This is a genomic window from Stenotrophomonas maltophilia complex sp. Om-AH-Sm3, from assembly GCF_059337855.1.
The window spans coordinates 32860-45326 of sequence record NZ_JBYBLQ010000016.1 but is presented as its reverse complement, the minus strand read 5'-3'; the positions used below and the strand labels follow the sequence as shown (position 1 = coordinate 45326).

Here is a 12467-nt window from a genome sequence, read left to right as displayed (position 1 = left end):
GAAGCCGTTGCCTGGAACGTGCGCGATATCCAGGGCCGCATCAGCCAGATCGGCCTGACCCGGCCCGGCCAAGCCCGCCAGATCGTGGTGAACAACGTGACCTATGCGGCCTTCGGACCGGCGACCGGTTGGACTTATGGCAACGGCCGCCAGTTGCAGCGCCCGCTGGACCTCGACCATCGCCCGCAGGCGGTGCACGACCCGGCGGCAGGCGGCCTATCGCTGGGCTACGGCTATGATCCGGTCGGCTCGGTCACCGAGCTGAAGAACGGCACGGGCTCGACGGTGCTGGCCAAGTACGCCTACGACACGCTGGGTCGCCTGACCCAGACTCAGGACGGCGCGACCGGCGCGCCGATCGAAACCTATGCCTACGACGCCACGGGCAATCGGACCGCGCTGACCACCTCGGCAGGCACCGCCAGCTACACCTATCCCGCAACCAGCCACCGGCTGACCGCCGTGGATGGCGAAGCGCGCACCCAGGACGCGGTGGGCAACACCACCAGCATCGGCAGCAAGACGTTCATCTACAACGATGCGAACCGCATGAACGCGGTGAGGCAGGGTGATGCCGTGCTGGAAAGCTACGGTTACAACCATCGCGGCGAGCGCGTGCTGCGTACTCCAGCCGGTGGCGCAGCTCAGATCACGCTGTACGATGAGGCCGGACAGTGGCTGGGCAGTTATTCCGCCACGGGCGAGGCCCAGCAGCAGGCCATCTGGCTGGACAACTACCCGGTGGCACTGATTAATGTGCCAAGCACTGGTGTGCCGGAGCTGGCCTACGTCCAGTCGGATCACCTAGGTACGCCGCGCGTGGTGTTCGATCGGGTACGGAATGTCTCGATCTGGGAGTGGAGCAACAAGAGCGAGGTATTCGGCAACCAGATTCCGAGTGCCGATCCGGATGGCGATGGTGTGGCGTTCGAACTGGCGTTGCGCTTTCCGGGCCAGCAGGCCACGGATGCGAGCGGGTTGTTCTACAACTATAGTGGTTCGATCAAAACATCAAGGGCGACTCCAGCGCTGACTCCGCTGCGGATCAGCTGGCAAACCGCCTCGGACGATCATCTGGACAAATGAACCGTACGCGGAGTTGCTCGCAGATGTGCGGGAGCTATCGACCCGGTGGAAACTTCCCTTACTGATGACTCGGATGCCTCAGATGTACGCTCCCAAGCTGCTCCCAATCGTGACGCTGTCAATCGCACTTTCTGGTTGCATGGAAGTTGCCAGCACCGAGTATGCAGACCGCAATCAAGCCGTCTCAAGGCAAGCAATCGGTGAATCCAAATGGTTGCCTTCATGGTTGCCAGAGGATGCAGTCAATATACGCGAGTCGCACGACATTGACACAAATGAATCGTGGCTGGTTTTCCGCCTGACCAGCGGGGCTCTTGCTTTGCCCGAAGAATGTAGGCTGGTGAGCAGGCCGGAGTTGTCCGGCGCGCGAGTCATGCGGAGATTTCCACAGTTTGCTCGCAGCGCGTGGTCATGAGAATCAAGCTACTCCGGGATGTTCTATCTGTGCCCGGAGGGTGATGCTGGTCGCTGGGTCATGCGCGATGAAGAACAGGGCCTTGTTTACAGCCGAATAGCGCTATAAGTGGCTGGGCGGTCTCGCCTGGGAAGCGAAATGCGTGGCTGGCACTTGGCGATCTCCTTTCCCGGTGCCTGGTTCGCTACTTTCCGGCCGAGCGTCGAGGTCGGGCATGGGTCACATCGACCTCGCCACTGGCCATGTTCGCGAATGGGAAGGCGCTGTCAGAGCATCGCAGGTTCCGGCAGGTCCTGGGACGCGTGGCCGTGGTGACGACTGTATGGGAGGGGTTCTGTGATATCGGCTCCATGGCCTATTGTGGTTGCAGCGCAGGCGGCGGATGGAGGCGAATGGAAATGAAAGACAAAATGAGAGAAAGAGAGGCGCTGTCGCCAACTGGCTTCTATGACCAATACTATGTGGACAGTGGCCTGGATCAGGAAGTACAGCTCATACAACCGGAACGAAGTGGAACGGATGATTGAGCTGTTTTGCACACAGCAGGAGCGGCTGGGTGTGTACGAAATTCTCAGGCAAGGAACCAATCGCCTAATCCATGAAGTGCTTAAACTCATCTAAAGATGCGCGAACGAACACCACCACAATACAGACATCAGGGTGCACAATAATTCCACTGAGACTTGTGAGCTAGGTCGCGGTGTCGGAGGGTAGACAGTGCTAGGTTCGCGCATCGAGGCATGTGAAAGCCTCGATGATTTGTTACAAGCTCTGGAGATGTCGCATGAAATGGAAGGTTCTAGGATGCTCCGCAGCACTTCTTGTATCCACCTGTGCTTTGGCGCAGGTGCCTGACGCTGACACGCAAGAAGGCAAGGAGATGCAGATTCAGATTCACAGCTATATGAGTGAACACCCCACGGTCTCGATAGACGAAGCAATCACGCGCCTAGCGGTACAAGGTGAGGTGATGTCGGATATTGAAGCGTTGCGTATCGAGTTCGCAGATCGTCTAACGGAACTGTCGATAAAAGACGCGCCAGATCAACACATCCTGGTTCAACTCAAGGGGCCAGATCCAGTCGCGGATCGAACGATTACCACCGAGAGCGGGACGACCCGTGTGGTGTTCGAGGTTCGGCACAAGTACACCCAGGACGAATTTTACGCGCTCCTTGCTCAGCACAGACCTCTTCTTCACAGCGCCATACCAGGCATCACGGGGACGACTGGGTTCCCAGGCGAAGAACGGGTGCTGATTGACATAAACGGCGACAGCCGCCAAGCAGAAGAGTTGAAGGATACAATCAAGAAGCTTGAAAGAGTCACCGGTCTCAAGATTGAAGTCCGCCCCAACATGCCGAAGTCAGTCAACGCGGAGTATGTTGTTGGCGGCGCCCCCCTCCAATCCAACAATAGCTACTGCACCTCAGGATTTCCGGTTATTCATAAGGCCACTGGACGAAGGGGTATCACCACTGCGGCGCATTGCCCCGACAATCTAATCTATGGCAACTACGCAACCGGCGCAGGGAAGTACACCGTGCCGCTGACGTTCGTGGACCAGATCAATGATGCGAGCCACGACGTTCAGTGGCATACGGTGGGGTCACACACACCGCTACGGGAGGTGTATGCCACCTCTACTTCGGATTACAGTAGGCGCCGCATCATGTACATGTGGACCAACGCTACTCAAGGCCAGAGCATGTGCTTCAGAGGCGTCACCAGCCAATACACCTGCGGAACAGTCGTGAGCATCAAGCACAGGCCCGAGCTCGCATGCGGTCCAACCGGAAACCTTCCCTGTGCGGACGCGTGGATACGCATCGAAGGATCGTCGTTGGCGTGCTGATTTGGAGATAGCGGTGCCGCTATCTTCTTCGGAGACAATGGATACGGCATTGTCGCTAAGGCAAGCCTGAAAGACGGAAGTTGCAAGGGAGTCTCCGCAATGCCTTGGGGCGCAGTCAGCGCATTAGGGCTGGAGGCAGGCGGTTAGTCGCTACAACGAAACGTCCGGCTGAGGATGCTGGCTTTGCATCCTCAACCGGATATCCGCGATCGACTCTTTTTAATTGATTAAGTGAGCACGCCCGGTCCCTCTGGAGTTGAGGCGGTCAGATCGATGCTGGACGTGGTGAAGGAGAAGAATGTTAAGAAGCTGGGCGGGGTCTGATTCAAAGGTTAATCGTCCAGTGTTTCCTGGGTAGCCATCAGCCGCCAAGTGCATGCCGCGTGTCGAACTTTATTGGGGCGGCTCGTCGCTGGCGCGGTGGCGCTGTCTTGGGTTCTAGAACATCTCGATGTGCAGGGCGGCGTTTGCGCGTGTCTCGTCGTGATTGCTTTAGATCCTCGGCTTTGTATGTTTCCCGCTACTGTCGCTGGAAGAAGTTCTCCATCGATGCGTTGTCATGGCTGTTTCCTATCCGGCTCATGCTGCACAGGATGTCTGCTCGCGCAGAACGCTCTGCCAGTTTTACTGGATGGAGAGCGAATTGAGTTCGCCAAGGTTGACGATAACGAGCCGGGACTTGCTGATCTTCTTGACCGTTGGAAGGCGGTCGGCTAGCCGTTGTCCGGCCTGAAGTGTTTCCGTATCGAGACCACCTCGACCGGAAGCATAATTCTCATCTACGCCAGGACATGGCGGATCGAGCATCTGCCGATGGCGGGTGCAGTGCGCTGAAGGACATTCCGTGCCCAGATTCCTCACCCCCGACAAGGTCTCCCTCATCCGGCGGGAGGCGCATGAGAAGACCGAGCGGAGATGTGCTTGGGGTCATGATTTTTGGCCCTGCGGCGACGTTGGCCGCCACACTCTGCAAACTGGGGCCTTGATGATGGTGAGGATCCTGACAGCACTACTTCTGATTGGAGTCGGACTTGGATTCTCTGGCGGCGCATGGGCTGTAGGAAAGCGGCCCTTCAAGATGATCCAGTTCTGCGTGCATGACCAGGAGGGCGTGAATCGGTTCAAGCAGACCCTCAGCTCTATCGCCAAGGGCGAAGGAATGCAGTACTTCGATGGCAGCGCTGAATTGGATCGCCAGCTTGCCAGGTCAAAGGTGGACGTGAAGCGCCCTGTCGTCTACGTCGGAGTGAAGCGGGAAGATGGCTCAGGACTGGAGGCGGGGAACCTCGGATTGGATCGTTTCGAGATAGCTATCGGCTTCTCTGAAGGGAAGATGCCCGCCGAGGCACGGTCATTTTCTTTCCGCGTCGAACGCACCTTGGCCGAGCGCTGGAATGTACTCGGGATTCCACCGGACAGGGGCGCTGCGCCGCTGGCATGTCGGGCGGGCAGGCCGCTAGCGGCCGAGCAATGAAGCAGCTGCGAATGTAAGTGAGTTCAAGACGAGCGGCGCAAGAAGAGGGGAGAGCCCAAGGTGAGGTATGCCGCAGCTGTTATTGCTGGGTAACTCAGTACTGGGGAGCTTCGGGAGCCTTGAGCGGGGCAAGGGGTCGTTGCTGGTGGCGACCATCTGAGAACTGAGTTCGCCCAGGTCGACGATGACAGGCCGAGGCTCGTCGACCTGGTTGATCGTTGGAAGGCGGTCGGCTATCCGTTGTCCGGCCTGAAATGTTTCCGTATCGAGACAACCTCGACCGGAAGCGTCATTCTCATCTACGCCAGAACATGGCGGATCGAGCATCTGCCGATGGCGGATGCAGTGCCCTGAAGGACATTCCGTGCCCAGATTCCTCACCCCTGACGAGGTCTCCCTCATCCACAGGCTGCTGCCCGAGACGACCGAGCTGTCCGAACGGTTGTTGAAGGATCTGGCGCTCGCCCAGGTGGAGGACGTGGAGGTCGTCGGATTCGGAGGCGTGGTGTTCCTGTCCAGCACGACCCAGGTCTTCGGAAGCGACATTGCCACGGCGATGCTTGCCGATGCCGACGGCGTGCCGGTGAGAGTCACCTTGTGCCTGGACAATCACGATCAGCTCTTCGAGCTGGAGCTGTGGAAGGTGGACTTCTCGCCGATCATCGGCGTCGATCTGAGGAGCGCTTTCAGCGAGCACTGACGCCTGCTGAAAGCGGTCCTCGCTGAAGGGCGTTGCGCATGGCATTCACCCTTCGGAATTGGACAGGGCCTGGCGCCGCGCTTCGGTTGCCATCCGGATTGCCTGCAGTTTCTGGAAGCTAGGTTCGACGTCACGTTCGAGCGAGCTGCTTCCATCCGGGTAGTGAAAAGTGGCTTGGCTCTCTGGGTGCTTTGCCTTTGGCTGAATTGATTGAGTTAAAAGCGTCGAATGAAGAATGGGTTCGAAGTATACGTTGCGGGCATTAGTTGCTTTGTAGGTAATAAATATATATCTGCCTGTGAATAGGTTGATGAATCTTACATGCCCTCCAAGAAATGATTCATTGAGCCAGGGGTAGTAGTCCCGCGTGATTGCCAAATCTCCGTCAACCTTGACATCCCACCCGCCGTGGGGCGAATTGTTGTCATCAAAAATGACAATCATGCCGGCGGGACGGCCGGATTGAATGCCCTCGCCAAACGCGGAGGTGTCTTTGTACTCCGCGCCGAAGGTGATATTGCTCAGTTGCCAGTTGCAGGTGCCACCTCCATTCACCGGCACTTTGGCCTCGAACAGTCTGCTCTCTCGCTGCTGGATGGGCTTCAAGTCCATCCGCTGATAGCCATCACGATCATAGGGAATTCCGGAGGCAGAGTAGCTGGTGATGGTGCAAGTCTTTGAGCGGTACACGACTCGCACGTCCATCGTTTCGAGCTCAGTAGGGACTTTGATGGCCACATTGACCACGCCTGCGTCGGTGCTGGGAGATAGGCCTCGGCCCGGCAACTCCCGGCCCGGGGTGTGGCCGCAGCTGCTCAGAAGCAGGAGGGCGAGGATTGTTGCGGGGATGGGAAGTTTCATCGGCTGAAGTCGGGGCATGCTGATTTCTTCTGAATGCTGAGGGCTCCATTGGCATCCGTCTTGAGACAGAATGTGGCTTCATAGATTGCGGTACGCAGATACCAGAGATTTGGAATTTGTCGAATTGCTTGAAAGTAGTAGGTTTTGTTCAATTTCAGTTGAGAATTCTCCCTGTTGTCGGGCCCATCCCGCTCGTAGCCGTCTGGTATTGAGCCGTATGCAATGCAATTGCCTGGCTTTAGCTTCATTGGCTTGGCATCGTCCTTCAGGCTGATGGCCCAGCTTTCGGATTCGAGCGTGTAGTACTCCAGCAGTAGCAGGTTGGCCACTGGGAACGAACCCTTCGCTTTTTCCGGGATGCAGATCGCGGGTGTGCCATCCACAAGCCTGATATCTGCCTCTTCCCTGATCAGCTGGAACGCGTGCGCCATGTCTGGGGCCACGCAGCAGCCGGCGGCCACGAGCAACGCCAAGGTGCTTTTGAAATTCTGCATTGGTTTCTGATGCCTCCGTCTGCCCAACGCTGAAAGGGCGAGTGATTCAATTGCCCTGATCACCCTTGCCAGCATGGTCGTGTCGTCAGAGGAATGGTGGCGCGCGCCAGTCTGGAGCGGCCATCACAGGGCGAGTAAGGCGAAGGGCGTCGCATTTGTGCGGGCGAACGCCGGGGCGAAAAGGGGGCAATGGCGACATCGATAGAGGCTACTGCTCACCCACCTGCAACCGCCCCACCGCCTGGGCGCACAGCGACTGACAAGCCATGACCAACCCCTCCATCACCCGGTCGCCCACGTACTGCCCGGGTTCGCCGTTCTGCCGGGTGCGTTCGGCCGCCAGCAGCATTTCCAGCACCACCCGCAACCCGGTCAATGCGCAATCGGCGTCGGCCAGGGCGAGGCAGCGGCCGGGCAGCTGGTGACGCTCCGGCCAGGGCTGCCCGTCGGCCGCCGCACCGGAGCCGATGCGGTGGAGGTTGGCAATGAAGGTGTTCCGGTCAATCGCAGGCGAAGCCGGTCGCGAACCGTCGTCAGGGGCGGTGCTGCGGTAGGCGTGCAGATGCGGGAAGTCCGACTCGTTCATGGCAAGGCTCCGTGCAGGGCAATCGGTAGCCGCCACCCATAAAAGTGGCGGGCGGTACGTGGTTCGAATCCGGGTTGGTCCCAAGCCGGTGGGCGCGAACGCCCCCACGCACCGCCCGCCATAGCCGGCAGACGGATTGCCAGCCGGCGCCACGGAATGTGGACGCCGACTGGCAAGCGCAATCACTCAGGACCAACTCGGGATTCGAAACCCGGCCACCCTTTTCCGGTGGCACGCCATCTGAGCCCCTGGCGCTGTGCAATGCCAATCAGAAGAGTTGCAAACATCACTCGATTGGCGACGCTTTCGGCATTCTCCCATGCTGTTAAGCACTGCCAGCGCTGGCTGGCGCGGCGGTCCGCCCGCACCGTGCAATCTGCGACAGATGTCGAGGTTGGGGGGCGTTAGGGAACAAGGGGCGGAGGGGCGATGACGACAGGCTCTGCGGGGAGCGACCTGTGTCGAGCACGGCCCGCGTCTACAGGCGCCAAAGCGCGACGTGCGACTCGGGTTGACGTTCCCAGCCACCAAGCGCAGGCTTGCTCAGCACGTTTCCTAAACAGAAGGAGACTTATGACCGCCACCGCTTCGCTGCACCCCACCCCCGACACCCAAGGCCGTTCCCGCCTGTGGAGTGTGTTCTGGCTGCAGGGCGTCATTCCCAGCAACATTCTGTGGGCGGTGGCCCTCTGGGCGCTGGCCAACCAGCGCACCACGCTGCTGCTGGGGGTATTTGCCGTGCTGCTGCTCTATACCGGCTGGATCATCCCGGCGGTCTGGCGGGCGGCGCCCACCGCGCACAACCCCAACCTGGGCGTGGCGGCGCGCGGGCTGACCGTGGCCTGGGGGCTGAACACTGTGCTGGTGATCTTCTTCCTGACCCTGCAGCTGGTGGCTCAATAGAACTGAACGGGCTCGCCGCCACGGTCGAAGGCGGCGAAGCGGCCGACCTGACCGCCATGGATGGCGTTGACCATCAGCCGCAACGGGCGCGCGGCTTCGTCGCTGTTCGGCGCGAAACCGCCACGGCCATCCAGCGCCGCTACGAACACCAGGTCCCAGTCGATGCCGGTGGTGGTCGATTCGGCCGCCAGCGCCTGGAAGCTGGGCACCTCGGCCGGCAGCTTGTCCACGCACAGCACCGGCGACAGGGTGCCGCCCTCGCGGCGGTCATGCCGGTCGCGCTGGTCGCTGGTGGGCGATTCGGGCAGCTCGGCGCGCACGAACACGAACAGCAGGCGTTGCGGTTCAGCCTGCTCGCCGGCGGCGTGCAGCAGTTGCTGGAAATCGTTCATCATCATGAGGGTTGTCACACGCCCGCTGCACGGAAAGCCGCATGCTGCCACAACGCCTGCCGCGCGGGGCCGAACGCGATTGATTTAAGTCATGCCGATGGAACTGAAGGCCGCGTACTCTGGCAATCGTTCCAGCAGGCGAGGGTATCCGGGCCGTTCCGGGCACAGGCAAGACGGTGGAGCAACAAGGTGGACCAGCCATGAGCCAACTCACCGACGGTTTCGGACGCAGCTTTCCGTACCTGCGCCTGTCGTTGACCGAAGCCTGCAACTTCCGTTGCAGCTACTGCCTGCCCGACGGTTACCAGGCCGATGGCCGCCCGCGCTTCCTGCAGGTGGAGGAGATTGGCCGCCTGGTGCGGGCCTTTGCGGCGCTGGGGATGAGCAAGATCCGCCTGACCGGCGGTGAGCCCAGCCTGCGCAAGGACCTGGACGAGATCATCGCCACCGTGGCGGCGGTGCCGGGCATCCGCAAGGTGGCCATCACTACCAACGGCACGCTGCTGCCGCGGCGCCTGCCGGGCTGGCACCGGGCGGGCCTGACTGCGCTGAACGTGAGCATGGACAGCCTGCAGCGCGAACGCTTCAAGACCATCACCGGCCATGACCGCCTGCCGGAGATCCAGCAGGGCCTGGCCCTGGCGCAGGCGTTGGGCCTGCCGGCGATCAAGCTCAACGCGGTGCTGCTGCGTGGCCTGAACGACGACGAGCTGCCGCAGTGGATGGACTACCTGCGCAACCGCCCCTTCAGCGTGCGCTTCATCGAGCTGATGCGCACCGGCGACAACGAAGCCTATTTCCAGCGCCACCACCTGCGCGCCGATCGGGTGATCGAGCAGCTGCTGGCCGCGGGCTGGCACGAGCGCCCGCGCGCGGCCGATGCCGGCCCGGCGCGCGAGTTCGGCCACCCCGACCATCGCGGCAGCATCGGCATCATCGCGCCGTATTCGCGTGACTTCTGCAAGGGCTGCAACCGCCTGCGGGTGACCGCCAAGGGCGACCTGCGGCTGTGCCTGTTTGGCGAGTTCGGGGTGCCGCTGCGCCCGCTGCTGCAGCGCGACGAAGACCAAGACGCGCTGCTGGCACGCATCACCACCCAGCTTGGCCTGAAAGCGGCCGGGCATGGACTGCACCAGGGCCAGACCGGGCTGACCCCGCACCTGGCCTCCATCGGAGGATGAGCAACACGATGAGTGGGGAATTGAATGCGGCCTTCCATATGGCCGATGTCCGTGACAAGCGCATCACCCGCCGCCGTGCGGTGGCGGTGGGCGAGTTGCATGCCGGTCCAGTGGCCTATCCGCTGATCGTCGAGCGCCGCCTGCCCAAGGGTGATGCGCTGGTGATGGCCGAGATTGCCGGCCTGCAGGGCGCCAAGATGGCCTCGATGCTGATGCCGCTGTGCCACCCGCTGCCGCTGGAACTGGTGCAGGTGTTCTGCGCACCTGTGCCGGAAAGGCAGGCGATCCGCGTGTGGTGCGAGTGCGCCAGCGAGGCGCGCACCGGCGTGGAGATGGAGGCACTGGCCGGCGTCAACGCGGCGCTGCTGACCCTGTACGACCTGAGCAAGCCGGTGGAACCGGCGCTGCGCATCGAAGGTATCCGCCTGCTGTTCAAGGAAGGCGGCAAGCGCGGTGTCTGGCTGCACCCGGATGGCATGGACGAGGCCGAGCGCGAGCGGTTCAAGCCGCGTGCGCCGAAGGGGCTGCAGGGCGCGGCCTGCGCGGTGATTACGCTGAGCGATCGCGCCAGCGAAGGCACCTATGAGGATATCTCTGGCCCGACCCTGGTGACCGGGCTGAAGAAGCTGGGGGGCGAGGTGGTAGCCGCCGAGGTACTGCCCGATGGCATCGAGCCGTTGGCGGGCCGCCTGCAGGCCTTGGCCGCCGAGGGCGTGCGCCTGTGCCTGTGTACCGGTGGTACCGGGCTGGGCCCGCGTGACCTGACCCCGGAGGCGTTGCGTTCCTTGAACGCGCGGCCGGTGCATGGCCTGGCGCAGATGGTGCGGGCACTCAGCGCACAGCACACGCCGATGGCCTGGCTGAGCCGCGCCGAGGTGGTGCAGCTGGGCAACATGCTGGTGTTTGCATTGCCGGGCAGCCCGAAGGCGGCGGCGCAGTGCCTGGACATCCTGGCGCCGGTACTGGGCCACGCACTGGCAATGGTCGAGGGTGGTGGCCACTGATGATTGCCTATAGCGAAGCCTTGCAGCACCTGCTGGACGCGGCCACGCCGCTGCCGGCCGAACGCCTGCCGCTGCACGAGGCCGCGGGCCGCACGCTGGCGCGTGACATCCACAGCGCACAGTCGCTGCCGCCGTTCGACAATTCGGCGATGGACGGCTTCGCGCTGCGCGCCAACGGCGTGGCATTCGAAGCCGGTACCGAATTCGGGGTGCAGGGCTGGCAGGCGGCCGGCGATGCTGGCGCCGAAGGCGGCGAGGGTGCCTGGGAAATCATGACCGGTGCGCGCATGCCGGTTGGGCTGGATACGGTGGTACCGGTCGAGAACGTGGAGATCCTCGCCAGCGAGGACGGCCGCCCGACCCGCATTGCCCTGAAGGCATTGGTGAAGCCGGGCCAGAACGTGCGCCTGCGTGGCGAGGATGTGAGCGACGGCGAGCGCGTACTGCAGGCCGGCCAGGTGCTGGATATCAACGCGCGCACTCTACTGCATGCGATCGGCGTGGGCCAGGTGTCGGTGGTGGCGCAGCCAAAGGCGGCAGTGATCGCCACCGGCAAGGAGCTGGTGACCGAGGCGGCGCAGGCGCTGGAATCCGGGCAGATCCGTGACAGCAACCGGCCGTACCTGGTCAGTCGCCTGCAGGCCGCCGGTGCCGAGGTGGTCTGGCAGGGCACGGTCGGCGACGACGTGGCCGCGTTCAATGCGGTGCTGGATGAAGCGCTGGCTGCGGGCGCGCAGCTGTTGATCAGCACCGGCGCGGTGTCGGCCGGCCGCTACGATTTCGTTCCCGACGCGCTGCGCGGACGGGGTGCGCGCATCGTGTTCCACAAGGTGGCGATCCGCCCCGGCAAGCCGTTGCTGTTTGCGGTGCTGCCCAATGGCGCGCTGTATTTCGGCCTGCCGGGCAACCCGGTCTCGGCGGCCGTGGGCCAGCGTTTCTTCGTCGAGCCGGTGCTGCGCCGCCTGCTGGGGCTGGCGCCGGAGCCGGTGCTGACGCTGCCGCTGCAGGCCGACGTGCGCACGCCGCCGGGCCTGCGTTTCCATGCGCGGGCGCGGGTGGAAGTGGACGCGCAGGGGCGCCTGAGTGCGCGCGTGCTGTCCGGGCAGGAATCATTCCGTTTGAAGTCCATGCTGCAGGCCAACGCCTGGGTGGTGCTGGAAGCCGAGGGAGACCAGGCCAGCGCGGGCACCTACGTGCGGGTGCAGGGCTGGGGTCACCACGAACCGGTGCAGCTGGTGAGCCAGGAGTCATGATGAAACAGGTGAATCTGCAGTTGTTCGGTGCGTTTTCCGATCTGGATGCCAGCCGTGAAATCGCGGTGGAGGTGGCCGGTGGCACCGTGGCCGATCTGCGCCAGGCGCTGCGCGAGCTGCTGCCACTGCGTTGGCCGGGTTTCCGTGCCGGCCTGCTGGATTACTCGGCATTCGCCGATCAGCAACGCGTGCTGCGCGACCACGAGGCGCTGCCCGACGATGGCCGGGTGGCGATCCTGCCGCCGGTGAGCGGGGGCTGAGCG

At 62.4% G+C, this 12467-nt stretch carries 13 protein-coding genes and 1 pseudogene; 10 read left to right on the top strand and 4 right to left on the bottom strand.

Annotated features, from left to right (window positions below; all coding sequences use genetic code 11):
- Nucleotides 1-3 precede the first annotated feature (3 nt).
- The 5 genes and pseudogenes from AC10QF_RS16805 to AC10QF_RS16785 all read left to right on the top strand — a co-directional run.
- Nucleotides 4-993: pseudogene (locus AC10QF_RS16805) on the top strand (RHS repeat-associated core domain-containing protein); the annotation flags it as partial.
- Between the two features lie 157 nt (nucleotides 994-1150).
- The gene (locus AC10QF_RS16800) at nucleotides 1151-1501 is read left to right on the top strand and encodes a YbbD-related protein (RefSeq protein ID WP_494542546.1); all 351 of its coding nucleotides are present in this window, start codon (nucleotides 1151-1153) and stop codon (nucleotides 1499-1501) included.
- A 784-nt stretch (nucleotides 1502-2285) separates the two neighbouring features.
- On the top strand, nucleotides 2286-3356 hold the full coding sequence (locus AC10QF_RS16795) for a chymotrypsin family serine protease (protein WP_494542545.1): 1071 nt from the start codon (nucleotides 2286-2288) through the stop codon (nucleotides 3354-3356).
- 844 nt (nucleotides 3357-4200) lie between these two features.
- Nucleotides 4201-4830 carry a hypothetical protein gene (locus AC10QF_RS16790; protein WP_494542544.1) on the top strand — a complete coding sequence of 210 codons (630 nt, stop codon included), beginning with the start codon at nucleotides 4201-4203 and terminating at the stop codon, nucleotides 4828-4830.
- Between the two features lie 364 nt (nucleotides 4831-5194).
- Complete coding sequence (locus tag AC10QF_RS16785; protein WP_069138361.1) at nucleotides 5195-5530, top strand: DUF6984 family protein; 336 nt, start codon at nucleotides 5195-5197, stop codon at nucleotides 5528-5530.
- 45 nt (nucleotides 5531-5575) lie between these two features.
- Here the strand turns inward: AC10QF_RS16785 and AC10QF_RS16780 are convergent, their stop codons facing one another.
- The 3 genes from AC10QF_RS16780 to AC10QF_RS16770 form a co-directional block, all read right to left on the bottom strand.
- Nucleotides 5576-6391 carry a hypothetical protein gene (locus tag AC10QF_RS16780; RefSeq protein ID WP_069138683.1) on the bottom strand — a complete coding sequence of 272 codons (816 nt, stop codon included), beginning with the start codon at nucleotides 6389-6391 and terminating at the stop codon, nucleotides 5576-5578.
- Nucleotides 6388-6885 (bottom strand): hypothetical protein, encoded by a 498-nt coding sequence (locus AC10QF_RS16775; RefSeq protein ID WP_069138362.1) that lies wholly within the window; start codon nucleotides 6883-6885, stop codon nucleotides 6388-6390. Before AC10QF_RS16775 ends, AC10QF_RS16780 begins: the two co-directional genes overlap by 4 nt.
- 208 nt (nucleotides 6886-7093) lie before the next feature.
- The gene (locus tag AC10QF_RS16770; protein WP_494542543.1) at nucleotides 7094-7471 is read right to left on the bottom strand and encodes a hypothetical protein; all 378 of its coding nucleotides are present in this window, start codon (nucleotides 7469-7471) and stop codon (nucleotides 7094-7096) included.
- Between the two features lie 573 nt (nucleotides 7472-8044).
- On the opposite strand from AC10QF_RS16770, the gene AC10QF_RS16765 reads away from it, so the two are divergent.
- Nucleotides 8045-8374: a hypothetical protein gene (locus AC10QF_RS16765; RefSeq protein WP_005416862.1), complete on the top strand. Its 330-nt coding sequence runs from the start codon at nucleotides 8045-8047 to the stop codon at nucleotides 8372-8374.
- Here AC10QF_RS16765 and AC10QF_RS16760 read toward each other — a convergent pair.
- Nucleotides 8368-8772, bottom strand: a complete 405-nt coding sequence (locus tag AC10QF_RS16760; protein WP_494542542.1) for a ribonucleotide reductase subunit alpha — start codon at nucleotides 8770-8772, stop codon at nucleotides 8368-8370. The two genes, AC10QF_RS16765 and AC10QF_RS16760, sit on opposite strands and share 7 nt — an antisense overlap.
- Before the next feature lie 194 nt (nucleotides 8773-8966).
- On the opposite strand from AC10QF_RS16760, the gene moaA reads away from it, so the two are divergent.
- Genes moaA through AC10QF_RS16740 form a run of 4 tightly spaced genes read left to right on the top strand, consistent with a single transcriptional unit; the run spans nucleotide 8967 to nucleotide 12464 of the window.
- Nucleotides 8967-9947, top strand: coding sequence for a GTP 3',8-cyclase MoaA (moaA, locus tag AC10QF_RS16755; RefSeq protein ID WP_494542541.1), 981 nt, complete (start codon nucleotides 8967-8969; stop codon nucleotides 9945-9947).
- Between the two features lie 8 nt (nucleotides 9948-9955).
- Nucleotides 9956-10951 carry a bifunctional molybdenum cofactor biosynthesis protein MoaC/MoaB gene (gene moaCB, locus AC10QF_RS16750; RefSeq protein WP_065177645.1) on the top strand — a complete coding sequence of 332 codons (996 nt, stop codon included), beginning with the start codon at nucleotides 9956-9958 and terminating at the stop codon, nucleotides 10949-10951.
- Nucleotides 10951-12204, top strand: a complete 1254-nt coding sequence (locus AC10QF_RS16745; protein ID WP_494542540.1) for a molybdopterin molybdotransferase MoeA — start codon at nucleotides 10951-10953, stop codon at nucleotides 12202-12204. Before moaCB ends, AC10QF_RS16745 begins: the two co-directional genes overlap by 1 nt.
- Nucleotides 12204-12464 (top strand): MoaD/ThiS family protein, encoded by a 261-nt coding sequence (locus AC10QF_RS16740; RefSeq protein ID WP_005416856.1) that lies wholly within the window; start codon nucleotides 12204-12206, stop codon nucleotides 12462-12464. Before AC10QF_RS16745 ends, AC10QF_RS16740 begins: the two co-directional genes overlap by 1 nt.
- Nucleotides 12465-12467: the final 3 nt, after the last annotated feature.